This window comes from Caballeronia sp. SBC1 (assembly GCF_011493005.1).
GTDB lineage: Bacteria > Pseudomonadota > Gammaproteobacteria > Burkholderiales > Burkholderiaceae > Caballeronia.
In genome coordinates, this window is record NZ_CP049156.1 from 326,832 (window position 1) to 353,324 (window position 26,493).

Sequence of the window (26,493 nt, forward strand, 5' to 3'; positions counted from 1 at the left end):
ATATGCTGCATCATCCCACTGTCGACAAACTACACGCGCTGCGCCTGCCCGGCATGGCGGCGGCGCTTGCCGAGCAACAGTCCCAGGACGGCATTGACCGGCTGGGCTTTGAAGAACGTCTGGGGCTGCTGGTCGAGCGTGAATCCAGTGAACGTGACTCGCGACAAACGGCGGCCCGGCTGCGTCGGGCCAGACTGAAGGTCCCCGACGCGTCGCCCGAGGACATCGACTATCGCACCCCTCGCGGCCTGGACCGGGCGCTCACCGCCCGGCTGCTGACCGGTGAGTGGCTTCGGGAGAGGCAGAACCTTATCCTGGTTGGTCCGACTGGTCTCGGCAAGAGTTGGTTGGGCTGCGCCTTCGCCATCCAGGCGTGCCGCCAGGGGTTCTCCGCCTGCTATCTGCGCGTGCCGAAACTAAACGACGAACTGGCGATTGCACACGGCAGCGGGCGCTATGCGCGATGGCTCGCACAACTTGCCAAGACGGATCTCGTGATTCTCGACGATCTGGCAATGGCGCCGCTGACCGATTCCGCGCGGCGCGACCTGCTGGAGGTGCTCGATGACCGGCACGGACACCGATCCACGCTGGCCACCAGCCAAATTCCAGTGGAGCACTGGCATGAGGCAATCGGCGAACCCACCGTCGCCGACGCGATCCTTGACCGACTCGTGCACAACGCTCATCGCATCACGCTCGCGGGCGAATCGCTACGCAAGACGCGCAGTCGATTGACCGCAAAGCCGCAGTCCGAGTAAAAAGGTAAAGGTCCCGCGTCGCTACGCTCCGCTTGTTCGCGATGGCGTGGAATCCTTGTTCACTTTGCCGTGGAATCACGATTCACTTTGCCCTGGAATGGCTGTTCACTTTGCGTGGAATACGCAGGTTGTACGCGCATCGGCATTTCCACCAAGTTATCGGCGTCGACGCAAAGCTTGAAGCGCGCCGTGAGCAATAGATTCACGAATACCCGATGCAAAGGGACTCCCTCAATGTCGGTTTCCGCTTGTCGCTCAAGAATCCCGCTCTGAGCCAAAGCTGCCATACCATCCCAAAGAGTCTCGCTTGACGGAGCTGCCGCATCCCGGAATTCCTCGTTGCGATAAGCGCCTTGCGGCACTCCTGGTTTGAGAAATACCGAGTGCCCCGGCTCCCCGGGCTGACCTCGAACGTTGAACTGAACCAAAGCTTGCTTTGCCTTTCTCCATTTCTCTATCGCAGCCCACACTTCCGGGTCCGTCATGTCAGTGAGCCAGTAAATCTGCACATCGTTCACTTGCACGCGGATGCTCTGTACCAAGCCTTGTCGTAGCCGGATGGTCCCGAATCCAAAGTTTCCTCGCCCCTCTTTCGTTGCGAAGCAATCCGCATCGGAGGATGCGACCGGGCACATCAGCACTGGCATGTCGCCGGGCAGACCGATTGCCTGGTTCGGTCTGGACTCGAACGATTGGAGGAGTTCCAAGCGTCCAATCGCGATGAGGCTGGGATTCATATCGAATACTTCGATGCCGTTCATTATGTGTTGCCTACCGTGTTTGATTAGCCTGTGGCACGACCGTCGTGCCTCCACTGCATGTCCGCCGCCCGCGAGTTCGGTCCTTTGGGACCTGCCGCGTTGACAGCTGATTGCTTACTCGTATAACGCGCACAAGCGTGGATGAAATCGCTCGGAAGCATGGCAGCACTACGAGAACCGCTGTTCAGACCAAAATTTGCTGTCTGACTAGAGAGATTTTATTTCTCGATGAGCGGCTGCGACCTTCAAGTTTTTGCTGCCCTTGGTGCGCGTGCGCTGCAATCGATACGGCGCGACACCAACAATCGACATACATAAAACGATCTGTGACCTCGGCGTACTTCCATGCGCGCATTTCAGAAGGCTCCGTTGCGTCAAGCCTAAATTTATTGTGAAAGTCAAGCGGAAATTAAAACTCAAGGCTAAAAGGCTTTGCCGCCAAAAGTTTTGTATATCAAGGAATGAATCTTTTGATTCGGTCCGGTTTGCAAGATGTGATTTCTATCTTATAAATTCCAACTCGATTTTAAATGACGGCAGATTTTTTTAATGAATGATTAAGGCGTACATCATTGTTTTTTATCGAATTTCGAGTTTAAAAATTTTTCGACGCCTATTACACATCGAACCTAACTAGCCATTGCTTGATATACGTTGTTTCAAAGACACGTCGGTCGAAAATATTGAAAAAATAGATTACTGTGTCTTTGAGGGTGGTGCATTGGGCGTTGCCGGTGGAAATGCTCTAAACTATTTTTAATGTAATAGGTGTCGAATTGAGAGGAAGTCAATGATGAAAAAACAAGCGAGATCTCGTTTCCCTGCTTCAAAGCGCTTTCGCGGCTTGTGCTTCGCGACGCTCAAGATGACAGCTGGGAAATTTCCAAGGAACCTGCCCTCGAATCAATGCATCGCCTTAGCACGGCCACTCCTACTTTCGTATGACATCGCGGGCATCGGTGAACGGGTTTGTGGATACCCAATTGCCTTCGGATCATGCGCGCCAGCCGCACTGCTCCGGGCACGACGTCTGAATACGAGTCGGTTGAAAGGAAACTCGGATTTGCTTGATACCACTGTGCGATGATTGACCAAAAAAATCGATATATAGAAAGATCCTAATGGCTCGTGTTATCTACATCAAGTATCAGCAGCAATGCGTTGCAGGCGTAACAGAGACAGACATCGATTGGCAAGACCTGAAGGAAGCGGCGGTCGACGATTTTCCTCAAATCTGTTGGGCAGATGGGGCGGTGTGGGCGGAAGCCAATCTTTGGGCTCTTCATATGGCTGCTCTCCAACGGAAGTTGAGGACAATTGTTAGCGCAATGACTAATTTGCTTACTTTTGCTAATTGGCTCGAGTCAACTAATCTTTCATGGTGGCACTTCCCAGACCTCGAAAAAGAGCGTTGCATTTTTAGGTACCGTAAGGCACTGACGGACATGCGTGATGACGGGCAATTCGCTCCAAGCACAGCGACTCAGCGGATGAATACAGCGCTTCGGTTTTATCTATGGATCTACAAGGTCGGTCTGATTTCCGAATCTGCACCTATGTCCGAGGTACCAGTCGTTGGCGTTCAGGTGGCCGATCGATTCGGCTTTGATGATTCGATGAAGCCCGATGTCGTTGCTGAGCTCGCGATTAAGAATAGGGGTGTCGTCGGTGGCGTCAAACTTGAGGACGGAGTGCTTCCTGTTAGCGCTGCTGACATGGCCGTTATATTGAAATGGGCAAAAAAGCATGCGTCAGAGGAGCTGTACCTAATCTTGTGGATTGGTTTCTGGACTGGACTCCGAATTGGGTCAATTCTCGATCTAAAAAAGCAAACTATTGAAAATGCAATCTTTGACCGCGAAATGGGTATCTATCAACTTTCAGTTGGGCCGAGAGCTCTCCCCCGCGTCGACACGAAGAATGATGCGGACGGACAAGTCCTCATTCCTCACGACTTGCTGCGAGCGCTACGAGCTTACATGTGGAGTGGTCGTCGTTTGTTGAGGGAGGGAAAGGCGAGTGAACAGGTCCGAAATCATCTATTTATTACTCGTTGCGGAAATGCCTACAACCAAGAAGCTTCCAAAGCAATCTGGGTAGAAATGCATCGACTGCGAAAGCTAGCTGACGCACAAAATTTTGTTCCGTTTTTTGGGTTTCACATCCATCGGACAAGGGCGACCTTCGCGACCGAACTTATGAGACTTGCTCTGAAACACATGGAGGTGGCAGATGCCGTGCAGTTTGTAAGAAATGCGCTGCTACACGTTGACGAAAAGACTACGTTTGATTACATCAATTTCATCCACACGCAAGGAGAGTTAGTCCACGTTTTTGACGAATTTAACCAGCAGTTTATGGGATGTTGGGGCGGTGCAAAAGATGCGGAAAGGTGAAGAAATTCAGAGTTTGGTTGTTCCGCTTCCGTTGGGCACGCACGGCGTACCATGGAACTTGCATGTCCTCTTATACATGGGAGCAGCAAAGCTGAAGAGAATGAAGGCAGAGGAATTTATCGAGTGCGCCGACGTCGGGCAGTTTCGCGTTAATCGAATGCCAATGGTTCGAGATTTTTACAGCGTGATCTTGGCCAAGATTCTTTTAAAATCCACCTCGACGGTCATAAAGTATCTAGAAGTGCTTTGGCACTTCTACGCTTGGTGTGATTCGGGCAACCAGGACGTGATATTTGATAATGTCATTCAATTATATCGCGAATACGCGGAAAAACTCTGGCATCGCCTGCACGTGAAAAAGGAAATTTCCGCTGGAGTGGCTTATGCGCACGCTCGGATGATGGCGGAGCTAATTGTTAGAGCTAGAAAAAATGACGACTATGAAAAGGGTCGTGATTTACTGCGTCGGACCAGGATAACGCCGCCAAAAGGAAATAAATGGGTCCTCGGTACCGAGGCACAGAAACAAAACCCATCAGAGGTGAACAAGTTTGGGCATGTGATAGCGACCATCGCACGTGCTTTGGATGTGCAAAAAATTCGGGGCGCCCTGCCATTGGAAATTACTTTGGAGGATGGCCGCCGGCTCACAATTAGGGGCGGTTTAAAGGACGACGACATAAATTGGAAATCGCGAGAGTCCAAAGGCGCGCGCCATCACGAACGATTTTCTGATAGGCGTGACGAGCTTGAGGACGGAATTCTTTTGACAGATGCTCGAGGAAGGGCATCAATCCTGAATCTCAGGGTTGATGTGGAACTTCTGATATTCATCTCACAGACCAGAATGCCGAAGAAGCAAGCCTCGATGCTGAGGCAGGAAGATTATCGATGGAAAAAATCGGCAGATGGGTTCGACGTCTACAGAACTTTCAAGGGCCGACGCCATGGCGAAGCCATTTTCCACTGCTATGGTGAATACCGTAGCCATTTTCAAACGTACATTAATTGGCTCAACGAGTCTGGCCTAAGTGAGGTAAGCGATCGGCTATTCCCCTATCTATACGACGGGAAAATCCCTTCTTCAGTAAAAGCGCCAAGCCTTGAATCAATTAAAAGCCTTCTTCGGCGGTACGGGATTCCGATGTTTGGGACGACCGTCTTGAAAACACACATTAATAACTGCCTTCTCCGCAAGAACGTACCGAGAAAGGTTGTCGCGTCTGGAGGTGCTCATTCGTTGCCTACCAATCTTCGTCACTATTCGAAGCCGAATCATCAAGAAGCTGCTGTTCAAATCAGTCGCTACTTTAAAAAAACAGATCCGTCGATAGTGTCACCCGCAGGTGCTCCATGCGAAAAAAATAAACATCTGCCGAAATCTATTCCTGACGTTGACCATGGTGCTATTGAAAGTGATTGCGTGAGTGCAGATGGTTGCTTATTTTGCTTTTACCATCGAGATATCCTAAACGCCGATTATTGCTGGAAACTTGCATCGCACGCAAAGTTGAAGAGTTTGGAGTTGAGTCTGTCAAAGGTCGCTGCGAAAGGAGTGGTACATCCCGCCGAGAGGGTAATTGAGCGCATTAATAAAAAGATACAGGAAATAAGTGACGCCTCGGAGGATGGCGCGCGCTGGGTAATTTCCGCACGCGATTCCATTCGTGCTGGTCGTTATCATCCATTTTGGAGTGGTTCAATTATTTTGGCGGAGACTTTATGAAAAGCGTCCCGGTATTGAGTGGTTTGAAAATAGAGTCGCTAATAGTTAAGGCGGATTCCGCAAATTTTTGCCCTCCCTCGTGGCCGATTTCCGACGACTTTCCTGTGATAATCGATAAAGACGAGAATGTGATCACTCGCTTTCGGGACCTCGTGTGGAATCTGACGCCTTGGACGGGTATAACAAAGACATTGAATTTTGGACCGGCATCCCGGTCCGGCAAGGGTGATGGAATTAATGCTAGAAATTCGAGAATCTTTCAGGACGTGGCCGGGTGGTGGCTATGGGGAGACAACCCGGTTCAAACTGGAAAGACCTTGGTTTACAGATTTGATCTAATTAAGCCGATTTTCGTGGGTTGCAGCAAAGCTGGAATTGACGCTACAGACCTATGGAAATACCCACTGGTTGTAAGAAAAATTGCAAAAAATCTGCCAGAAGCGGCGGTTCAGATTTTGATCCAAATTTGGCTGGCCCGAGAAAACTTGGGTTTCTCGATTGTTGATGATGATAGTCTAGCGGTTTTTGTTGAATTGGCGAAGCCGAGAGATTCTAGCCAAACTCCGTATATCCCGCCTCGGATTTGGGAATACCAAAATTTGCGCGTTCGGCAATGCTTGGATGAGTACCTCGAAAACAGGATCGCGATAGAAAAATGTTATGAATTTTGCTTGCGCGCATACTTGAGGAACTCAGATGGGTCGTTTTCAAACAAGATTTCGACGCATAATCTTCCTTTTCTTTCTGATAACCATGGAAAGAAGTCAAAATCGGGTTTTAAGTTTTTTGGTTCTTTTCGACGAGTGGCAAGAAAGTTTGGGATTTCGGATGTTCTCGATAAATGGGTGAACACAAGTGATAAGAACGGTGTTAAGTCGTTGGCGTCCTACCTTAGTTTGGTTAATGAAGTCGGTCTTATTTATGTGATGGATTCTTCATTTATGCGGTCGTATGAAGCGGAATTCCTTCGCACCGACTGTTATTCAGTTGAAACGGATGAGTTGGGGGACGAGGTGCATCTCTTGGGAGGAATTACCACGAAGACGGTCAATGATCCGAATGCAAAATGGATCGCTTCGCCGAGCGTGGCTATTGCCGTCGAGGCCTTGACTAGCGTAGCCAGGCTGCATATGTCTGGCGTGAAGCACTTTCCAAGCGTTCGAATCAATCAAACACTTATCGACAATCCTTATTTATTGTCGCCAGCGTATGCTCCGTGGTCGCCTTCTACGTTCAAAAGAAATTCTGCACGAAAGCAGTGTGTTGGTTATGAGCAAGTGATGAAGCGTTGGCCAAAACTTCTTGCGAAGGAACAGCTTAAAATTTCAAAGGAAGATTTTGAATGGGCTCGCAAGATGACTTTAAAATTAGATTCAAGGAAAATTGCGCTTGGTAAAACATGGCCTTTGGCGGATCATCAGCTTCGGCGTACCGGGGCAGTCAATATGTTGGCATCAGATATTGTTATGGAATCTTCCATTCAGTATCAGCTAAAGCATTCCTGTCGAATAATGACAAGATATTATTGTCAAAATCATTTCAAATTAAAATCATTGCTTGTTGATGAAGCGAAAGCGTTTTTTATGCAGGCGAGCCTGCAATCTCTCGTTCAGGAATTTCAGAAGCTTTCTTCAAATAATTTTATTTCGCCTTACGGTGAGAAACGGAAAGAGCAGATTTTATTGCCTCTCACTGAAAAGGATGCGATCGCGCTTATGAGAGACGCGAAAGCCGGAAAGATCAGCTTCCGAACGACATTCTTTGGTGGGTGCGCCAAAACGGGAGAGCCTTGTCCGATGGGGGGAGTAAGCAACGTTAGTTTGTGTATGGGATATGGCGATAAAAAGCCATGCAGCGACGTTTTGTTGGACAAACAAAAGACGCAGCGGATAGAAGAATTACTACGCAGCTTGCGTTCACGTAAGGCTGTCGCTGTGGAAGGGTCGGATCTGCACGCCGCTATCTCTTACAACATTGAGTCGACACGGAGAGCCCTCGATGCCATCGCCGCCAGTTGATGAAGGAGCAGCTAAGAAAGTCCCGAGCAAGGCTGAGACGCGCTTCCGGCAGGCTTTTGTGCGATTGCAAACAGGAAGCCCTGTCATCCTTCCAAAGGGTTCTCGGGTTTCACAAAACAACGTGGCGCGGGAGGCTGGGCTTGACTCCACGGCACTGCGTCGCAGCCGCTTCCCTGGCCTGGTCGATGACATCCAGGAATGGATTGACGCAAATTCCGATAAGCAGGCGGCAACATCGGTTCGTCAGCAGACCGTCGAACGCAGGGGGCGGAACAAATCGTTGAAAATTCAACTTAAGGAACGAACTGATGAGCGAGATCAAGCAGTTTCGAAGCTCGTTGACGCTCACCGCCACATTCTGACGCTCTTGATGAAGATCCAACGGTCGGCTGGAGAACTGCCTGACGAGGCTTCCGTTATTGAGTTGCGGTCTCGGCGGAAAAAGCGTTCCTGAAGTCCTGCCAATAAACCTGCGTTCTATTTTTAGCGCGTCAATAAGGAATTGAAGGCTAGTCGATTGACTGCGTTGAACCACTGGAATGTCATCGGTGATCCATGTAAACCGTGCTGTCTCAGATGCTTATGTAAACCGTACAGCCGCACGGGCAGGGATTCATGGCTGCGACCAATTGACACGCTGCCGGAAAATCGGCCTGATGCGCAGCGCGCGAAATAGTGATGCGGCCAGCCTCTAGCGGTTCGCGCAGCGTTTCGAGCACTTTTCGGTCGAATTCGGGCAGTTCATCGAGGAACAGCACGCCGAGATGCGCCAGCGTGATCTCGCCGGGTTGCGGCGGATTGCGTCCACCTACCAGCGCAACAGAACTCGACGAATGATGCGGCGCGCGAAACGGGCGCTGGCGCCATTGCGAGGGCGAAAATCCGAGCATGCTGGCGGAGAGAATGGCCGCGGACGACAACGCTTCGTCATCGGTCATGGGCGGTAGAAGGCTGGGCAGCCGCGCGGCGAGCATTGACTTGCCCGCGCCGGGCGGCCCGACCATCAGCAGATGATGCCCACCCGCCGCCGCAACCTCGAGCGCGCGGCGTGCGCCGGGATGGCCGATCACATCGACGAGATCGGGCAACGGCGCACGCCTGCGCAGCGGGGAATCGGGCGCCGCGCCGCGGATAGGCGTAAGACGGCCGTCGACCGAACCACTGAGGTGTGCGCACAAAGCGGGCAGATCAGCAGCCCCGAATACATCGATACCCGGTACCAGCGCCGCTTCCGCCGCGCTCCCCAGAGGCAGATAGATTTCGGGCATGCGGGGATCGTTATCGCGGATGGATCCGCCCTCGAGCGCCGACCCGGCGCGCGCATATTGCCGTGCCGCGCCGCAGGCCATGGCGAACGCGCCGCGCATTGGCCGCAGCGCACCGGTCAACGACAACTCCCCGGCGAATTCGCGATGCAGCAGCGCTTCAGCGGGAATCTGGCCGCTCGCCGCAAGAATGCCCAATGCGATCGGCAGGTCGAAGCGACCGGATTCCTTCGGCAGGTCGGCGGGAGCGAGATTGACGGTAATGCGGCGAACCGGGAAATCGAAGCCGCAATTCTGGAGTGCGGCGCGCACCCGATCGCGGCTTTCGCGAACTTCTAGATCGGGCAAGCCGACGATTGAAAACGAAGGTAATCCATTGGCGAGATGAACCTCTACGGTCACCTCGGGCGCGCGCCCAGGGGCGGGCGCGCGGCTGCGCACCACGGCAAGCGACATGATTTTTCCCCGCTGCCCTTGCCTCGCTGATTCGAGGCGCCGGCTTAATAATCCAACATCACGGCTCGCTTAGCCGATGACACGCTTTAGAACATATGGACGTCAGTCCTGGGCACTTGACGAACCGGACGACGGTCCGCCGCCCAGCTTCGCTTCAAGTTGCGCGACGCGTTGTTCCAGTTCCTCGAGCCGGGCGCGCGTACGCACGAGCACTTGCGTCTGGGTATCGAATTCTTCACGCGTCACCAGGTCCAGCTTCGAAAAACCCTGGGACAGCATGGCTTTCATATTCCGTTCAATGTCCTTCGCCGGCGAATTCTTGAGCAGCTCGCTCATTTTGGCCTGGAAGTCATTGAATACATCGTTCGGTTGTTTCATGCGGATTTCCTCTTGCGCACCATAAAAGTGCATTCATTGTTAGCTCAGTGCCCCGGCAAACCGGATGATCCATTTTGGTGCGCATCCTGACGCACCGCGAGAACCGCGACACATCCGCGCAGCATGATGCTGCGCTTTGAAACACACCTGCTTGCCTGAACCTTGCATGCACTCTAGCAACGTTCAACGGTGCGCGCCAGCGAACGCAGCCGTTGCTGGCCATCCGGTCTACGCTCGCGCATTGCATGCCCTGCGAGCCCGTCGACAGGTCGTGAACACGCGCATGGCACACGAGTTGCATATGTGCCCCGGGCCTTGTCCGTGCGCGCTTTTCCGGGCGGTCGGTAACGCGGCGTGGCGCATGAGTCGCCGCTCGCGACGGGCATGACGCAAGGAGGAATCAGGCATGGGACCAGATTAAGGCGCTAAAGCGCCAACCCTGTTCGACACACAGCGAGGGATACATGAAGCTCATTACCGCAATCATCAAGCCGTTCAAGCTCGACGAGGCACGCGAAGCGTTGTCGGCTATTGGCGTCTCGGGCATTACCGTGACCGAGGTAAAAGGCTTCGGCCGCCAGAAGGGCCACACGGAGCTGTATCGCGGCGCCGAGTACGTGGTCGATTTCCTGCCAAAAGTGAAGATCGAAGCGGCGGTCTCCGACGATCTGGTCGACCAGGCCATAGAAGCGGTTGAGCGTGCGGCCCGCACGGGCAAGATCGGCGACGGCAAGATATTCGTCACCCCGATTGAACAAGTCATTCGCATTCGCACCGGCGAGACCGGCGCGGACGCTCTCTAAGAAAAGACACGGCGATAAGAGGAAACAGCAGAATGCGTAAATTATTGATGTCCTTGTTGATAGCGGGGTCGCTGCTGGGAGTAAGCGCCGGCACCGTGATGGCGCAGGATGCATCCGCGCCGGCGGCTGCATCCGCCGCGGCTTCAGACACGACCGCAGCAGCGCCTGCAAGCGCACCCGATACAGCCAGCGCGGCAATGGCAGCATCGGCGGCCGCTCCGGCTTCCGGCGCATCCGAGGCTGCACCCGCTGCACCGACGGAACCGTTCTCTGTTGACTCGTCGAAGATCAATTCCGGCGATACCGCCTGGATGCTGACTTCCACCGCGCTCGTGCTGTTCATGACGATCCCGGGCCTCGCGCTCTTCTACGCGGGCATGGTCCGCAAGAAGAACGTGCTCGCGACCGTGATGCAGAGCTTCGCAATCTGCTGCCTGGTCACGATCCTCTGGACCGTGGTGGGCTACAGCCTTGCGTTCACGCCGGGTAACGCGTTCATCGGCGGCTTCTCGCGGGTGTTCCTGCACGGCATGAACTACATCCACGGCGACAAGGCGACCACCCTGACCGTCAGCCATCTGGCTCCGACGATCCCGGAATCGGTCTACTTCGTCTACCAGATGACGTTCGCGATCATCACGCCGGCGCTCATCGCTGGCGCGTTCGCCGACCGGATGAAGTTCTCGGCCATGCTGGTATTCATGGGACTCTGGACAATCATCGTCTACTCGCCGATCGCGCACATGGTCTGGGAACCGACGGGCTGGCTGTCGGCTGCTGGCATCCTCGACTTCGCAGGCGGCACGGTGGTTCACATCAACGCCGGTATTGCAGGTCTGGTGTGCTGTCTGGTGCTCGGCAAGCGGGTTGGTTACGGCCGCGAAGTCATGGCGCCGCATAACCTCGTGCTCTCGCTGATCGGTGCTTCAATGCTGTGGGTCGGCTGGTTCGGCTTCAACGCGGGTTCGGCAGTGGCGGCTGACGGCCGTGCCGGTTTCGCGATGCTCACGACGCAAATCGCTACCGCGTTTGCCGCATTCGGATGGATGTTCGCCGAATGGCTGGCCAAGGGTAAGCCTTCGGTGCTCGGTATTATCTCGGGCGCGGTTGCAGGTCTGGTGGCCATTACGCCGGCTTCGGGTTACGTCGGCGTGACGGGTGCAATCGTGATCGGTATTGCGGCTGGCGTGGTCTGCTTCTGGTCGGCAACGTGGCTCAAGACGAAGCTCGGCTACGACGACTCGCTCGACGCGTTCGGCGTCCACGGCGTGGGCGGTATTCTCGGCGCGCTTTTGACTGGCATCTTCGCGGTCAAGGACATTGGCGGCTCGGACGGCAGCATCCTGCTGCAAGCCAAGGGCGTGCTCACCACCCTGGTCTACAGCGGCGTGGTCAGCTTCGTCCTGTTGAAGGTTATCGACATGGTCATGGGTCTGCGTGTCACAGAAGAAGAGGAACGTGAAGGCCTCGACGTGACGTTGCATGGCGAACACGTCGAATAAGAAGTTTTTTCGATGGGGTGACGCCCGGCGCGAGAGGTCGCGGCGTCGTCCCCATAACCGAGCGCAAGCTATAGCAGCAAGGCTCCGAGACAAGCGCAGCGTTTTGCCCGCCCACTTACCGGCGGGCATTTTTTTGTCCCGTGTTTCGTCCCATTTTTGTGTGAGGTAACTGTTTCTGGTCGGCAGGATAGGTGCAAACAGCGGCACGAACCGTGCGAATAGGCTTGGGAAAAGGGAGTTCATACCCAAATACGTGGGGCGTTTGTTCTACAATCTTTCCTCTTAAGTCCGCGAGTCATCAATGGTTCCGCACCTCGTTACGGCTTTAAACGGCCCCTTGCTCGATCTCGAGCGGAAGATACTCGACGCGACGCCGTCCATCGAACGCTGGTTTCGGCTGGAGTGGCAAGAACACACCCCGCCTTTCTATTGCTCGGTCGACCTGCGCAACGCCGGTTTCAAGCTCGCTCCCGTCGATACCAACCTGTTCCCCGGCGGCTTCAACAACCTGCCGGTGGAAGTGTTGCCGCTTGCCGTGCAGGCCGCAATGGCGTCGATCGAAAAGATCTGCCCCGACGCGAAGAACCTGCTCGTGATCCCCGAGCGCCATACACGCAACGCGTTTTATCTTGAGAACGTCGCGCGGCTCGCCACGATCATGCGTCAGGCCGGGCTGAATATCCGCTTCGGCACGCTCGATGAAAACATTCACGGACCGGTCACCATCGCGCTCGCCGACGGGCAGAAGATCGTCCTGGAACCGCTTGAACGCACGCCGCGCCGGCTGGGCTTGAAAAACTTCGATCCCTGCTCGATCCTGCTGAACAACGACTTGTCCGGCGGCATTCCGCCCGTGCTGGAAAACCTCCACGAGCAATATCTGCTGCCGCCGCTGCATGCGGGCTGGGCCGTGCGCCGCAAGTCGAATCACTTCTCCTGCTACGACGACGTCGCGAAGAAGTTTTCGAAGCTCGTCGAGATCGATCCGTGGATGATCAACCCGTATTTCGCGCACGTTGAAGGCGTGGACTACGAGGCGCGTACCGGCGAGGAAGCGCTGGCGGATGCGATCGACGGCGTGTTGAAGAAGATTGCGAAGAAGTATAGGGAGTATGGGATCAGCGAGAAGCCGTATGTGGTGATCAAGGCCGATGCCGGCACCTATGGCAAGGGCGTCATGACGGTACATGATGCATCCGAGGTCGCCGCGCTGACCAAGCGCGAGCGCGTGAAGATGAACGACGCGAAGGATGGCCTCGAAGTCCACGACGTGATCGTGCAGGAGGGTGTGCATACGTTCGAGCGCGTGGAAAATGCAGTCGCCGAGCCGGTGGTCTATATGATCGACCGGTATGTGGTGGGCGGGTTTTATCGTGTGCACGATTCTCGTGAACGTGACCAGAATCTCAATGCGCCCGGCATGCATTTCGTGCCGCTCGGCTTCGAGCATACGGTCTTGCCCGACGCCCACGCGAAGCCCGGCGCTGCGCCGCCGAACCGCTTTTATATGTATGGCGTGGTGGCGCGGCTGGGGTTGCTTGCGGCGTCGGTGGAACTGGAAAAAACCGATCCCGAAGCCATTCAGGTCTAAGCTTCACCCCATCACGACGGCCGCACGAAATTGCGGCCGTTTGCACTTCAGGCGCGAACGCGCGCGACGTGTTAAAAATCGCGTATTGCAGACCGCTGTCTGCCGCCGCCTATTGAATAAACCAAGGCCGAACGGCCGCTCTGGACGCTTATGGATATCCTTTTTATCGCCGATCCGCTCGGTCATTTCAAGATCTACAAAGACACGACCTACGCGATGATGGCCGAAGCCGCGCGTCGTGGACACACGATCTACGCGTGCGAGCCGCAGCATCTGGCCTGGATTGGCGGCAAGGTGGAAGGGACTGTGCAGCGCGTGACAATCGTCGGCGACGAAGCTGATTCCGCGCGCTCGCCGTGGTACGAAGCCGCCGCGCCGGAGATCCTCGATCTCAGGCATTTCGGCGCGGTCGTGATGCGCAAGGACCCTCCGTTCGACATGGAATACGTCACGTCCACGTGGCTCCTCGAACTGGCGGAGCGTACCGGCGCACGTATCTTCAACAAGCCGAGCGCGATCCGCGATCACTCCGAGAAGCTGGCGATTGGCGAGTGGCCGGAGTTTGTCGTGCCCACGCTGGTTACCCGCGATGCCGCGCGTCTGCGATCTTTCCACGCAGAACACGGCGACGTGATCCTGAAGCCGCTCGACGGCATGGGCGGCATGGGCGTGTTTCGCGTGAAGGCTGACGGAATGAACCTCGGCACGATCGTGGAAATGCTCAGCGACAATGGCGCGCGTAGCGTCATGGCGCAAAAGTTCATCCCGCAAATTGCCGATGGCGACAAACGCATCCTGATCATCGGCGGCCAAGCCGTGCCGTATTCGCTTGCCCGGATTCCGCAAGGCAACGAAGTCCGCGGCAATCTGGCCGCGGGTGGATTGGGCCGCGCACAACCGCTCACGGAAAACGATCGCCGAATCGCAGAAACGCTGGGACAGACGCTCTTCGATCGGGGCTTGCTGCTGGTCGGCCTGGATGCCATCGGCGACTATCTGACGGAAGTGAACGTGACCAGTCCGACGTGCTTCCGCGAAATCATGGACCAGACAGGTTTCGATGTAGCCGGCATGTTTATCGATGCCTTGGAACGAGCGGCCGCAGCTCAGCAATAAGCTTGGCAATAAGCTTAGTAGGTGAGCGGGAAGCGAGAAATTAGAGGCGGCTGTCGAAGAAGGCAGTCCGGCCGTTGATTTCTCCCGGACTGTTACAATCTCCCCCTCATGAGATTCGTTTCGTGGTGCGATCCGGCCCCGAAATTGAAAGTGGAAACTTGCTGCAGTGCATAACGCTGCACATAGCGTGCGAAATCCGACTAAGCTTAGGTAGTGGCGTTTGTTGATATTTCTGCATACGGATCGATGTTGCTGTCGCGTTTTGCAGTGCGTTTTACAATGTTTGACATCGCAATTTGGCACATATAACAGCAAGTTCCCACAATTTCCGACGCATCTCGTCGTTTTGGGGCAGCACACTCTGACATGGCTGGCATTCTAATCATTGCGCACGCTCCGTTCGCTTCGGCGTTACGTGAGTGCATTACCCACATTTACGGCGGTTTGCCCGCACGCATTGGCGCGATCGATGTGAAGCCGGATTGCGACCCCGTCGAGGTCCGTGCGTTTGCACGCTCCGAAATCGACCGTCTGAAGGAAGAAAACGGTGCGATCGTCCTCACGGACGTGTTCGGCGCAACGCCTGCGAATATTGCGCAAAGCCTGGCAAGCGGCAGCGTTCGCGTGCTCGCCGGCGTCAACTTGCCCATGCTGGTGCGCGCGGTCTGTTACAGGACCACGCCACTGGACACGCTGGCTGAAAAGTCGCTGCAAGGCGGATCGAAGGGCATTCAGGAACTGGACGCCTCTACGCCCGCCAACCCTTGCGCAATGGCTAGCGCCGCAGCTGCTGCCGTGGCTAATTGCGCTGCGGGCGCCGCGGCGACCAGTTGCATGCCCGCCAAGGTGGCAAGTCACTAAGTCGCGGCTGGGGTGAGTTGCGTTGCCCCGCTGGCAGCACCGCTGCCGCACGTTAAGAAAACCGTTAAAAGCTTTGACCCAGCTGCATCGCGTCAGCCCTTTCATTTAGCGCCCGGAGCATCATGCTGCAACAGGAAACAACTATCGTGAACAAGCTGGGGCTGCACGCGCGTGCTTCGGCCAAGCTCACACAACTGGCAGGAAACTTTCAATGCGAGATCTGGATGAGCCGCAACGGCCGCCGGATCAATGCGAAAAGCATCATGGGCGTGATGATGCTCGCGGCGGGAATCGGCAGCACGGTGACAATCGAAACCGAAGGCTCCGACGAAGCCGAAGCAATGAAGGCCATCCTTGCACTCATCGCAGATAAATTTGGCGAAGGACAATGACGTTGTCCTGCCAGCAGCACTGAAAAGAAGCCGCGCATCGACGCGGCTTTTTTGTGCCTGCAGTCATGGCGCTGACATGGGTAACGCCGATACATCACGCCGGTACATCACGCTGACATACGGCGCAATAAATTGGGTCATTTTGTGACGAAAACTTGCTGCACCGCAAAGGGTGCCAAATCGCGTTCGAATTTATAATGGTGCGCGGATCGAATCGCCAGCCGGTGGTCGAGAAAACCGTGAACCACCCATAACTACAGAGAGGTGCGCGTGTCGTTCACGCTGCATGGAATTCCCGTTTCGCGCGGTATCGCCATTGGCCGCGCGTATCTGATCGCGGCGGCTGCACTCGATGTCGATCACTATCTGGTCGAACCGGATCGCATCGACAGTGAAATTGAACGCTTTCACGCAGCGCAAGCGCAGGTGCACGCGGAGCTGGACGCTCTGCGCGACGATCTGGCTGCAGATGCCCCCAGCGAGATGGGCGCGTTTATCAACGTCCACTCCATGATCCTGAACGACGCCATGCTCGTTCATGAAACCATCGACCTCATTCGCACGCGCCGCTACAACGTGGAATGGGCGCTGACCGAGCAGCTGGAAATCCTGAGCCGCCATTTCGACGATATCGAAGACGAGTATTTGCGCGAGCGCAAGGCCGATATCCAGCAAGTGGTGGAGCGCGTGCTGAAGGCGCTGGCCGGTGCACCGTCCACTGCCACGCTCGTAGTAGACGGCGCGGCGACCAATGGCCACAACGACATGATCGTGGTCGCCCATGACATAGCGCCCGCCGACATGCTGCAGTTCAAGACCCAGGCGTTCAAGGGTTTCGTGACGGATCTCGGCGGCCGTACCTCGCACACGGCTATCGTGGCACGCAGCCTCGGTATTCCGGCGTCGGTTGGCGTGCAGCAGGCGAGTACGTTGATCCGGCAGAACGACTTGATCATCGTGGATGGGGATCACGGCATTGTCATCGTCGACCCGGCGCCTATCGTGCTGGAAGAGTATTCGTATCGGCAAAGTGAAAAGGTGCTTGAGCAGCGCAAGCTGCAGCGCCTCAAGTTCTCGCCGACGCAAACGTTGGACGGCACCAAGATCGACTTGTGCGCGAACATCGAATTGCCTGACGACGCCAAGACGGCGCTGGACGCCGGCGCAATGGGCGTGGGCCTGTTCCGCAGCGAATTCCTGTTCATGAATCACAAGGACGAGTTGCCGGAAGAGGAAGAGCAGTTCGCAGCGTACCGGCGCGCGATCGAGCTGATGAAGGGCCGGCCGGTGACTATTCGCACGATCGACGTGGGTGCGGACAAACCGCTTGAATCCATGAGCAGTGGCGACGGTTACGAGACGGCGCAGAACCCGGCGCTGGGTTTGCGGGCGATCCGCTGGAGCCTCTCCGAGCCGCAGATGTTCATGACGCAATTGCGGGCTATCTTGCGGGCGTCGGCGTTCGGCCGCGCGAAGATCCTGATCCCCATGCTCGCGCATGCGCAGGAAATCGACCAGACGCTCGACCTGATTCACGAAGCGAAGCGGCAGCTTGACGACGCCGGTATTGACTACGATCGCAACGTGCAAGTCGGCGCGATGATCGAGATTCCGGCGGCGGCGATTGCCGTGCGTTTGTTCCTGAAGCGGCTGGATTTCCTGTCGATCGGGACCAACGACCTGATCCAGTACACGCTTGCAATCGATCGCGCCGACAACGCCGTCGCGCATCTCTATGATCCGCTGCATCCCGCGGTTTTGCACTTGATCGCGTTCACGCTGCGTGAAGCGAAAGCGGCGGGTGTTCCAGTCTCCGTATGCGGTGAAATGGCCGGCGATCCGTCCGTGACACGGCTGCTGCTCGGCATGGGTCTCACCGAGTTTTCGATGCACCCAAGCCAGCTGCTCGTGGTCAAGCAGGAGATCCTGCGGGCGGACTTGAAGGCGTTGCAAAAGCCGGTCGCGGACGTGCTCGCCGCGTATGAACCCGCGGAGTTGCTCGCCGCACTGGCGGTGCTTCAGAAGGTCTGAGCGAGGCCGCGCTCGGCGATGAGTTTATCGACGACGCGCATCACAAACTCAGGGGTGATCACCGCCGTACATTGAAACGGTTGTGTCTTGTCGAAGCGGCGGGGGCACCACCCGAAATTCTGGGCATCGAACTCGGTGGTCATGTCGTTGAAGCAGCTGTTGCAGCCGTGAAAGTTGATCACGCGATACGGCGTGCGGAACTCGGTCGACGGATGCGAAAAGCCGCTGATCATGACCACGGGCGTGCCTGCGGCCCATGCGAGCCACGATAGTCCACTTCCCAATCCGATAAAAAAATCCGCGTGATGCAACAGGCTCATGCGTTCCTGCAGCGGGCGGTTGCCGGTGAAATCCTCGGCGCCTTCCGGCATCAGGTTCATGTAGTCGGCGTTGCCGTATTGCTTGTCGCGGTCAATGCATAGCACTCTGTAACCGAGCGTTTTCAGATGCTCGATCAGCGTCGGCCAGCCGCGCGGATTGTTCCAGTACTTGCATTGCGCGGTGGACTGAGTCGCGATGCACACATAGCGCTCGGCAATCGTGCGCGTCTTGTCCGCGATGACCACATTCGGCCGGCGTTCCTCACACGGCACGCCCAGCAGATACGCCATCATGTCCTGCATGTTGCTCACGCGCGGATCGGTAGGCTGATGATCGCGTTCAGAGAATGGCTTTAGCAGGCCGAGGTAATACGTCGCGTAGTACGTGTCGTTCCGGCTATCGAGTTCGGCGTCTGTTGCAATATGCAAATGCGGATAACCGTCGCGATAAAGCGGCTGCAAATGCTGGCCCAGCGGCATATATAGTTCGCACTTGTGTTGTTCGCGGAATGCATCAATGACCGGCAGCCATGCGAGCGAATCGCCCAGCGCGAGTGGTTGCATGCGCAATCGAACTTTCTGGTTTGTTGCATCGAACGCGTGAGAGAACACGAGCCGATGGCCGTCGAATACTTCCAGCAGGAAACGCACGAAATACTTGCGCCGGCTGGTGATCACCTCGTTGGCTTCCGCGGCTTCGTCCAACAGGACATTGAACGTGTCCAGGTCGGTCATCCTGACGCGCCAGCCGTCTACAGGCACTTGCACGCGGCAGCCGTAATTGAAATCGTAGAGGATGCCTGCGGGTCCCGCGAGCACGGGGAGGCCGGGCCGAGCGAATTCGGTTTCGGTCCTGCCGCGTTGCGTGTGCCGGGTTTCGGTCTCGTTCATTCGTCTCTCCAATGGCGTCAAAAGCGTAGAGGCCAAGATAGGCTGGCCCGGTGCTTAGGAAAATTGGAGAACTCTTAAATTTGAGACGGCGGCGCGGATGGATCTTCGCGGTGTAAGTGGATGGGGCTTTTGGCATGGTCTGCCATCGACCTTGAACAGACTATTTCTGTGCGTGCGTTCCGCACACCGGGCACGTTGCCTGTCGTGCGATGCGCATCGTGTTCCATTCCATGCGCAACGAGTCGAGCATCATGAGACGGCCCTCGAGCGTCGTACCGAACCCGCCGATCACGCGTAGCGCCTCGGCCGCCTGCATGGTGCCGATGATCCCGACCGTCGGCGAGAAGACGCCCATTGTCGAGCACGCGACTTCCTCGAACGCTTCATCCGGCGGGAACACGCATGCGTAGCAAGGGGATTGCGGCGAGCGGAAGTCGAAGGTGCTGATCTGGCCGTCGAAGCGCAGCGCGGCGCCTGACACGAGCGGCACGCCGTGGGCGAAGCACGCGGCGTTGATCGCGTGGCGAGTGGCGAAGTTATCGGTGCAATCGAGTACGACGGTGGCATGTGGGACGTGGGCGTCGAGCCACGCTGCGTCGGCACGAACTGCGGCTGTAGTGACCTTCACGCCGGGATTCAGCGCGGCGAGTGTATGGCGGGCGGAATCCACCTTCGGTTCACCAACCGATGCGCTCACGTGCAGGATCTGGCGCTGGAGATTGGTGAGATCGACGGAATCGGCATCGACCAGCGTGATCTCGCCAACGCCCGCCGCCGCCAGATACATCGCAGCCGGAGACCCGAGCCCACCCGCACCGATGATGATGGCGTGTGCATCGAGAAAGCGCTGTTGCGCTTCAATGCCGATTTCATCGACGAGGATGTGTCGGGAATAGCGGAGAAGCTGATCGTCGTTCATCAAGCGCTCAAGTAGGCTACGACCGCAGCGCGTGACAGCATTGGGCCGGCACAGTCGCGCGGTCGCGAAGCCACTATTTTAATCGTGTGTCGAGAGGCGTTGGCGCTTTGCTGTCGATCAGGGTTCACGTGTTGGGTGGAGTTAGCGCTTACTCCAGCTCCATAACGCGCTGCTCCGGTCCCATGCAATCACAGGATGGTGGGGTCAGGCCGAGGGCGGAAGTGTGACGCGAGGGGGACGGGGGAGTACGACTGGCGGGGCACCTATGTTGTGCCGGAAGACGGTAACGAAAATTCCTTGCTACTTGCTACTGAATCAGTCGGCGCAGACTTAAGCCCGCGCCGACTGAAACCGAGACAAAACTTACTGTGTAGCCGAAGCGGGTACCGGTGCAGATGCCGGCGCCGGCGTAGCGTCGGCACCCGGCACACCTGACGCAGGCGTTGCATCCGCCCCGGGTGTAGCCGGCAACGCTGGCTTGACAACAATAGGGGCCGAAGCCGACGGAGCCGGTTTTTCCTCCGCCAGCTTCCTTTCGGAATAAGACTTCGATTCCTGCACTGGCTTGCCTTCGAGCTTGTTCAGCGCTTGCGTGAGCATGAAGTCATCGGCCGTGCCGAACTCGACAGGCTTGCGCTCGCGATCCTTACGGCGTTGCTCCGGCGTCTTCTTGTCGTTTTGCTCTTCAAGAATCCGCAGTTGCTCGAGCCGGTCCGCTTCGCGCGCCTCCTGTTCCTTCTTCTCGTTCGGGTCCTGCGTATTGGCCAAGTGGTTCGAATAATCCACTTCGCGTGTGACGAGCGCGTCGTCCGGATCACCCTCTGCGTATTGATCGACCGGAACATCCGGGCGGATGCCCTTGTTCTGGATCGACTTGCCGCTCGGCGTGTAGTAATACGCGGTGGTCAGGCGCAACGCGGTGTCTGCAGTCATTGGCCGGACGGTCTGAACCGAGCCCTTGCCGAACGTGGTTTTGCCGACAATCAACGCGCGATGATGATCCTGCAGCGCGCCCGCGACGATCTCGGACGCCGACGCGGAGTACGCATTGGTCAACACGACCATGGGCACCTTCTTGAAGATTTCCGGGAGGTTCTTCAGCGGATCGGAGTCGAAGGAGGGCAGGCGATAGTTGTCGTAGGTATCGCGGAAGGTCTGCTTCGCGTCCGCGATTTGTCCATTCGTCGACACCACCACGGCGTTATCCGGCAGGAACGCACCGGCTACGCCGACCGCGCTCTGCAGCAAACCGCCGCCGTTGTTACGCAGGTCGAGCACGAGACCCTTCAGGTCCGGCTGCTGGCGCGCGAGATCCTGCAGCTTCGCGGCGAGATCCGGCACGGTGCGTTCCTGGAAGCTCGTGATCCGGATGTAGCCGTAACCCGGCGCCGGAACCTTCATCTTCACGCTCTGCACGCGGATGATTGCGCGCGTGACCGTGACCGGGAAGGTCCGGTCGTCGGTCTTGCGGAAGATGGTCAGCGTGACCTTCGTGCCAGGATCGCCACGCATTTGCTTGACGGCGTTATCCAGCGTCATGCCGCGTACCGGCTTGTCGTTGATGCGCGTGATCAGGTCGCCCGGACGAATGCCGGCATGAAACGCCGGCGTATCTTCAATAGGCGAAATCACCTTGATCAAGCCATCTTCCGACGAAATCTCGATACCAAGGCCCGCGAAGCGACCCTTGGTCTGCTCCTGAAGCTCTTCGTAATCGGTTTTGTCGAGGTATGACGAATGCGGATCGAGGCTCGACACCATGCCCTTGATAGCCGCGGTGAGAAGCTTTTTATCGTCGACCGGCTCGACGTATTCATGCTTGATTTGCCCGAATACTTCGGCAAACAACCGCAATTGATCGAGCGGGAGAGGCGCGGTGGCGGCTTGCTGGGCGGATGCGGAGAGTTGCAGCGTTGCAAATACGCCGGTAGCAAGGCCCGCGGCGATCAGGCCGATGTTTTTCAGGTTCTTTCGCATAGAGTCTGTTGCGGTCGGAAGCGGATTAGGCTGCGTCGTGGTTGACTGGGCAGTATAACTGCAAGCCCCGGACCACGACTTAAACGCAGCTTAAAGGGCTTCGCAGGAAAATGAATGGGCGGGTTCTTTTTGTGTGCGGCGGTTTCCAAACCACTATTATCCGCCCGCAAATGTCGGGCCCAGTTTAAAGGTAATTCGCAAAGGGCGAAATCGGACGGCTTATTTTCGCGCGTTCGGACGATAAATGCTGGTGAGCCGGAGGAATCGAGAGTGCGCGCTCGCTTGGCCGGATGCCGGCCAAAACCTGGACTGTGCCGGCTGAGAGCGTGAAGTTGAGCGTTGCCACCGCGTTAAAGCCGCGCCGCGAGGCGCTCAAATCAACGGTACTGCAAGCGAACGGGCACGGCTAATCCCACTGTGCGATCCATCCGGTGAGCGCCACGAGCGACGTGTCAGCGAGGAAAACACCGGGCGCTGCGTCAAGCCAACGGTCATGAGTGCTGGATCAGCGCACCCGCAACCGTCGGTCATTCTCGAAATAAAGCCCTTAGCCTGCCTTCCCTTGTTTCGCCACCGCCGCTTGCGCCTTGGCGATTGCCTCAGGGTCGCCGAGATAATAGTGCTTGATCGGCTTCAGGTTTTCGTCGAGTTCATACACAAGCGGCACGCCGTTCGGGACGTTCAGGCCAACGATGTCGTTGTCGGAAATACCGTCAAGATACTTGATCAGCGCACGCATGGAGTTGCCGTGAGCGGCAATCAGCACACGCTTGCCCGACTTGATGGCCGGCGCGATGGACTCGTTCCAGATGGGCATTACGCGGGCGACCGTATCCTTCAGGCATTCGGTCAACGGCAACTGCTCGCGCGGTACTTTTGCATAGCGAGGGTCGTTGAACGAGGTGCGTTCGTCCGACGGATCGAGTGCAGGCGGCGGCGTGTCGTAGCTTCTGCGCCAGATCAGCACTTGCTCGTCGCCGTACTTCTTCGCGGTCTCAGCCTTGTTCAGACCGGAGAGTGCACCATAATGCCGCTCGTTCAGCCGCCACGAATGGACGACCGGCAAGTACATTTCGTCCATCTGGTCCTGCACGTGCCAGAGCGTGCGGATCGCGCGCTTGAGCACTGACGTGTACGCCAGGTCAAAGCTGAAGCCGGCTTCCTTCAGCAGCAGGCCAGCCTGTTGGGCCTCACGGTTGCCTTGTTCTGTCAGGTCGACGTCGACCCAGCCTGTGAATCGGTTTTCCTTGTTCCACGTGGATTCGCCGTGGCGGATGAGCACTAGCTTGTACATGATGTCCGTTGAAAGGTCGGTTAGTTAGGAAGCGGCAAAAAAGCTGGAAACTGGCATCGATTCTGTGCGGCAACGCGTTCTGGCGCAACTCGGCCGATTGGCCGAGGCCATCGCGGAGGATGGTTATTTTATAATGGCTGGATTGTCCCGATTTTTTTCGACCTTTCATTTTTCCACACTCCCAATCCGGCGGTCCCGACGTGAAGTTTTTCACCGATTACACCAACCTTGTTCTTATCGCCGTCGCCCTCATTTCTGGTGGGTTGCTGCTTTGGCCGACGATTGCCCGGCGCGGCCGCGGAAGTGTTTCCGCACCCGAGGCCATTCAGCTGATCAATCGGCGTAACGCTGCCGTGATCGACGTGCGGCCGGCCGCCGAGTATTCGAAAGGGCACCTGCCGGCGGCGCGAAACTTCGAGATTTCGGAGCTTCAAGCAAAAATTGGCCAGATCGCGAAGAATAAGAGCAATCCGGTCTTGCTCGTGTGTCAGACCGGCCAACAGTCCCAGAAGGCGAGCCAGATCGTGAGCGCCGCCGGCTATGCCGAAGTCCACGTATTGCAGGGCGGACTGGATGCCTGGCAAAAAGCCGGCATGCCGGTCGTGAAACAAGGAGCGGTAAAGTGAATAAAGTGATCATGTACAGCACGCAGGTGTGCCCGTATTGCCAGATGGCCGAACGTCTACTAAAGTCGCGCGGCGTGGAAAACGTCGAGAAGGTGCTGATCGACCGTGATCCGGCGCGGCGTGAAGAAATGATGACGCGTACGGGGCGCCGTACGGTGCCGCAAGTGTTCATCGGCGAGACGCATGTTGGCGGTTACGACGATCTGTCCGCGCTCGATCGCAAAGGCGGCCTGGTGCCGCTGCTCGAGGCCGCCTGAATACACGTTGCGGACGGTCGGGCCGGGCGCGTCGGCCCGAGTGCGTTCGCAGCACAATTAAGCAGCCCGCTGCTTTTAGCCGGAAAAACCGGAAAAGCCACAGGCAGCACATTAAATAATCAAGGGAAACAACCATGTCTGACGACAACAACCAACCGTTCTTCAACATCCAGCGCATCTACTTGAAGGACATGTCGCTCGAGCAGCCCAATTCGCCGGGCATCTTCCTCGAGCAGGAAATGCCGTCGGTGGAAGTGGAAGTGGACGTGAAGGCCGAGCGCCTGGCGGAGAGCGTGTTCGAAGTGCTGGTAACGGGCACCGTGACCGCGAAGGTGGCTGACAAGGTCGCGTTCCTGATCGAAGCCAAGCAAGCCGGTATTTTCGATATCCGCAACATTCCCGCTGATCAAATCGATCCGCTGGTCGGCATTGCGTGCCCGACCATCCTGTTCCCGTACCTGCGCTCGAACATTGCCGACGCCATCACCCGCGCCGGTTTCCCGCCGATCCACCTCGCCGAGATCAATTTCCAGGCGCTGTACGAACAACGTATTTCGCAGTTGTCGGCAGCCCAGGAAGGCGTGGCCAACGGCGCGACGCTGAACTAAATCCCGCATATTCCGGAGCCGGGCATGCAAGTAGCCGTTCTCGGCGCCGGTGCGTGGGGCACCGCACTGGCTGGCCATCTGGCCACTCGCCACTCTACGGTGCTCTGGGCGCGCGATCGCGCGCTCATCGAGTCACTGTCCCAAACGCACGAAAACGAGCGCTATTTGCGCGGCATAACGCTGCCCGCAGCGCTTCAGTACGACCCTGATCTCGCTTCGGCCCTGGCCCACGGCGCAGCCGAAGATGCTCTGTGCGTGGTTGCAGCACCGGTCGCGGGTTTGCGCGCGTTATGCCGCAACATGCGCGAACAGGGTATTGTTCCGGCGCATATCGTCTGGTTGTGCAAAGGCTTCGAAGCTGACACGCAATGTCTGCCGAACGAGGTGGTAGCGGCCGAATTGCCGCAGCACGCGAGCAACGGCACGCTTTCCGGGCCGAGCTTCGCGCGCGAAGTCGGGCTGGGTTTGCCGGTGGCGCTGACAATCGCGAGCACGTCGACAACCCTTGGTGAGCGGACCGTTGCCGCGTTTCACCACGGCGCCATGCGCATTTATACGGGCGACGACGTAATTGGCGTGGAAGTGGGCGGCGCGGTAAAGAACGTGCTGGCCATTGCAACCGGCATTGCCGACGGCCTTGGCCTGGGCCTGAACGCCCGGGCCGCGTTGATTACGCGCGGACTGGCCGAGATGTCACGCCTCGGCGTGGCTTTAGGCGGCCGTGCGGAAACCTTCACGGGCCTGACCGGGCTCGGCGACCTGATTCTCACCGCTACGGGCGATTTGTCGCGTAATCGCACGGTCGGCATGCAGTTGGCAACAGGCCGTTCGCTCACCGACATTCTCGCGGCCCTCGGCCATGTGGCCGAGGGCGTGCGATGCGCGCGTGCCGTGCTGGCGCTGGCGGAGTCTCACGGCATAGAAATGCCGATCACGCACGCGGTGTGTCACGTCTTATTCGAAAACGTGGCCCCGCGTGACGCGGTTCACGCGCTGTTGAGCCGTGACGCAAAAGCGGAGTGACGTTCTCCGGCGCGCGAAGACGGCACGAATGCGGCGCCAAGACTATTCACCGCCCTCGAACCCTGTCTGACGCCATGCTTCGAACGTCACGATCGCCACCGTATTCGATAAATTTAAACTCCTGTTCCCCGGTCGCATAGGCAAGCGCACGCGCCGGTCATTCGTGAACTGCGTGAGCACTGCATCCGACAGACCTCGGGTTTCGGCACCGAAGACAAACCAATCGCCTGCCTGGAATGTATGCCCGAAAAATGGCGTTGAGCCGCGCGTGGTGAACGCAAACATGCGACTCACGTCGGGCGCTTCCGTTTTGAGGAACGCTTCCCAGTTCGCATGCACATGCATCTGCGCGTACTCGTGGTAATCCAGACCGGCGCGGCGCATCTTGGCGTTGTCGAGGGGGAAACCGAGCGGTTCGATCAAATGCAGGCGGGCGCCGGTATTGGCGCACAGCCGGATCACGTTGCCGGTATTCGGCGGAATTTCAGGTTCGACCAGTACGACATTGAACATTAGCGATA

The 26,493-nt window shown here is 57.0% G+C and carries 23 protein-coding genes and 1 pseudogene; 16 read left to right on the forward strand and 8 right to left on the reverse strand.

The window, feature by feature from the left end:
• The first annotated feature begins 2 nt into the window (after positions 1-2).
• On the forward strand, positions 3-761 hold the full coding sequence (gene istB / locus SBC1_RS01440) for an IS21-like element helper ATPase IstB (protein WP_165987049.1): 759 nt from the start codon (positions 3-5) through the stop codon (positions 759-761).
• Between the two features lie 59 nt (positions 762-820).
• Here the strand turns inward: istB and SBC1_RS01445 are convergent, their stop codons facing one another.
• Positions 821-1,522: a hypothetical protein gene (locus tag SBC1_RS01445; protein WP_165987050.1), complete on the reverse strand. Its 702-nt coding sequence runs from the start codon at positions 1,520-1,522 to the stop codon at positions 821-823.
• Between the two features lie 1,121 nt (positions 1,523-2,643).
• Between SBC1_RS01445 and SBC1_RS01450 the strand changes: the two genes are divergently transcribed.
• From SBC1_RS01450 to SBC1_RS01465, 4 genes are read left to right on the forward strand one after another with little or no spacing between them, the layout of a single operon-like run.
• Entirely contained in the window at positions 2,644-3,918 is a 1,275-nt protein-coding gene (locus SBC1_RS01450) for a tyrosine-type recombinase/integrase (protein WP_165987052.1), read from the forward strand.
• Positions 3,857-5,644, forward strand: coding sequence for a hypothetical protein (locus SBC1_RS01455; protein WP_165987054.1), 1,788 nt, complete (start codon positions 3,857-3,859; stop codon positions 5,642-5,644). The genes SBC1_RS01450 and SBC1_RS01455 overlap by 62 nt, the downstream gene beginning before the upstream one ends.
• Positions 5,641-7,662, forward strand: a complete 2,022-nt coding sequence (locus tag SBC1_RS01460; RefSeq protein ID WP_165987056.1) for a hypothetical protein — start codon at positions 5,641-5,643, stop codon at positions 7,660-7,662. The genes SBC1_RS01455 and SBC1_RS01460 overlap by 4 nt, the downstream gene beginning before the upstream one ends.
• A complete protein-coding gene (locus SBC1_RS01465; RefSeq protein WP_165987058.1) occupies positions 7,643-8,116 on the forward strand; it encodes a hypothetical protein in 474 nt (157 codons plus the stop codon). The genes SBC1_RS01460 and SBC1_RS01465 overlap by 20 nt, the downstream gene beginning before the upstream one ends.
• A gap of 142 nt (positions 8,117-8,258) precedes the next feature.
• Here the strand turns inward: SBC1_RS01465 and SBC1_RS01470 are convergent.
• Both SBC1_RS01470 and SBC1_RS01475 read right to left on the reverse strand, forming a co-directional pair.
• Positions 8,259-9,383 (reverse strand): annotated as a pseudogene (locus SBC1_RS01470) (YifB family Mg chelatase-like AAA ATPase); the annotation flags it as partial.
• Positions 9,384-9,485: 102 nt separating this feature from the next.
• Positions 9,486-9,761, reverse strand: coding sequence for an accessory factor UbiK family protein (locus SBC1_RS01475; RefSeq protein WP_165085883.1), 276 nt, complete (start codon positions 9,759-9,761; stop codon positions 9,486-9,488).
• A gap of 464 nt (positions 9,762-10,225) precedes the next feature.
• Between SBC1_RS01475 and SBC1_RS01480 the strand changes: the two genes are divergently transcribed.
• The 7 genes from SBC1_RS01480 (at position 10,226) to ptsP (ending at position 18,057) form a co-directional block, all read left to right on the forward strand.
• Positions 10,226-10,564 (forward strand): P-II family nitrogen regulator, encoded by a 339-nt coding sequence (locus tag SBC1_RS01480; RefSeq protein WP_165085886.1) that lies wholly within the window; start codon positions 10,226-10,228, stop codon positions 10,562-10,564.
• 32 nt (positions 10,565-10,596) lie between these two features.
• On the forward strand, positions 10,597-12,066 hold the full coding sequence (locus SBC1_RS01485) for an ammonium transporter (RefSeq protein WP_165987059.1): 1,470 nt from the start codon (positions 10,597-10,599) through the stop codon (positions 12,064-12,066).
• A 301-nt stretch (positions 12,067-12,367) separates the two neighbouring features.
• Positions 12,368-13,657, forward strand: coding sequence for a glutamate--cysteine ligase (gene gshA, locus SBC1_RS01490; RefSeq protein WP_165085891.1), 1,290 nt, complete (start codon positions 12,368-12,370; stop codon positions 13,655-13,657).
• 150 nt (positions 13,658-13,807) lie between these two features.
• Entirely contained in the window at positions 13,808-14,773 is a 966-nt protein-coding gene (gshB, locus tag SBC1_RS01495; protein WP_165987061.1) for a glutathione synthase, read from the forward strand.
• Positions 14,774-15,139: 366 nt separating this feature from the next.
• A complete protein-coding gene (locus tag SBC1_RS01500) occupies positions 15,140-15,634 on the forward strand; it encodes a PTS sugar transporter subunit IIA (protein WP_165085896.1) in 495 nt (164 codons plus the stop codon).
• Between the two features lie 122 nt (positions 15,635-15,756).
• Positions 15,757-16,026 carry an HPr family phosphocarrier protein gene (locus tag SBC1_RS01505; protein ID WP_062090111.1) on the forward strand — a complete coding sequence of 90 codons (270 nt, stop codon included), beginning with the start codon at positions 15,757-15,759 and terminating at the stop codon, positions 16,024-16,026.
• 270 nt (positions 16,027-16,296) lie between these two features.
• A complete protein-coding gene (gene ptsP / locus SBC1_RS01510; RefSeq protein ID WP_206365988.1) occupies positions 16,297-18,057 on the forward strand; it encodes a phosphoenolpyruvate--protein phosphotransferase in 1,761 nt (586 codons plus the stop codon).
• Here the strand turns inward: ptsP and SBC1_RS01515 are convergent.
• From SBC1_RS01515 to gpmA, 4 genes are all read right to left on the reverse strand, one after another.
• The gene (locus SBC1_RS01515) at positions 18,045-19,268 is read right to left on the reverse strand and encodes an autotransporter strand-loop-strand O-heptosyltransferase (protein ID WP_165987063.1); all 1,224 of its coding nucleotides are present in this window, start codon (positions 19,266-19,268) and stop codon (positions 18,045-18,047) included. The two genes, ptsP and SBC1_RS01515, sit on opposite strands and share 13 nt — an antisense overlap.
• Before the next feature lie 160 nt (positions 19,269-19,428).
• Positions 19,429-20,187, reverse strand: coding sequence for a molybdopterin-synthase adenylyltransferase MoeB (locus SBC1_RS01520; RefSeq protein WP_165085902.1), 759 nt, complete (start codon positions 20,185-20,187; stop codon positions 19,429-19,431).
• 363 nt (positions 20,188-20,550) lie between these two features.
• Entirely contained in the window at positions 20,551-22,164 is a 1,614-nt protein-coding gene (locus SBC1_RS01525) for a S41 family peptidase (RefSeq protein WP_165085904.1), read from the reverse strand.
• Positions 22,165-22,711: 547 nt separating this feature from the next.
• Positions 22,712-23,458 carry a 2,3-diphosphoglycerate-dependent phosphoglycerate mutase gene (gene gpmA / locus SBC1_RS01530; RefSeq protein WP_165085908.1) on the reverse strand — a complete coding sequence of 249 codons (747 nt, stop codon included), beginning with the start codon at positions 23,456-23,458 and terminating at the stop codon, positions 22,712-22,714.
• 200 nt (positions 23,459-23,658) lie between these two features.
• Between gpmA and SBC1_RS01535 the strand changes: the two genes are divergently transcribed.
• From SBC1_RS01535 to SBC1_RS01550, 4 genes are all read left to right on the forward strand, one after another.
• The gene (locus SBC1_RS01535) at positions 23,659-24,084 is read left to right on the forward strand and encodes a rhodanese-like domain-containing protein (RefSeq protein WP_165085911.1); all 426 of its coding nucleotides are present in this window, start codon (positions 23,659-23,661) and stop codon (positions 24,082-24,084) included.
• Positions 24,081-24,341 (forward strand): glutaredoxin 3, encoded by a 261-nt coding sequence (gene grxC / locus SBC1_RS01540; protein ID WP_158937140.1) that lies wholly within the window; start codon positions 24,081-24,083, stop codon positions 24,339-24,341. Before SBC1_RS01535 ends, grxC begins: the two co-directional genes overlap by 4 nt.
• Positions 24,342-24,475: 134 nt before the next feature.
• The gene (secB, locus tag SBC1_RS01545; protein WP_165085913.1) at positions 24,476-24,949 is read left to right on the forward strand and encodes a protein-export chaperone SecB; all 474 of its coding nucleotides are present in this window, start codon (positions 24,476-24,478) and stop codon (positions 24,947-24,949) included.
• A gap of 24 nt (positions 24,950-24,973) precedes the next feature.
• Positions 24,974-25,972: an NAD(P)H-dependent glycerol-3-phosphate dehydrogenase gene (locus SBC1_RS01550; protein ID WP_165085916.1), complete on the forward strand. Its 999-nt coding sequence runs from the start codon at positions 24,974-24,976 to the stop codon at positions 25,970-25,972.
• A 42-nt stretch (positions 25,973-26,014) separates the two neighbouring features.
• Here SBC1_RS01550 and trmL read toward each other — a convergent pair whose 3' ends face one another.
• Positions 26,015-26,485 carry a tRNA (uridine(34)/cytosine(34)/5-carboxymethylaminomethyluridine(34)-2'-O)-methyltransferase TrmL gene (gene trmL / locus SBC1_RS01555; protein WP_165085918.1) on the reverse strand — a complete coding sequence of 157 codons (471 nt, stop codon included), beginning with the start codon at positions 26,483-26,485 and terminating at the stop codon, positions 26,015-26,017.
• Positions 26,486-26,493: the final 8 nt, after the last annotated feature.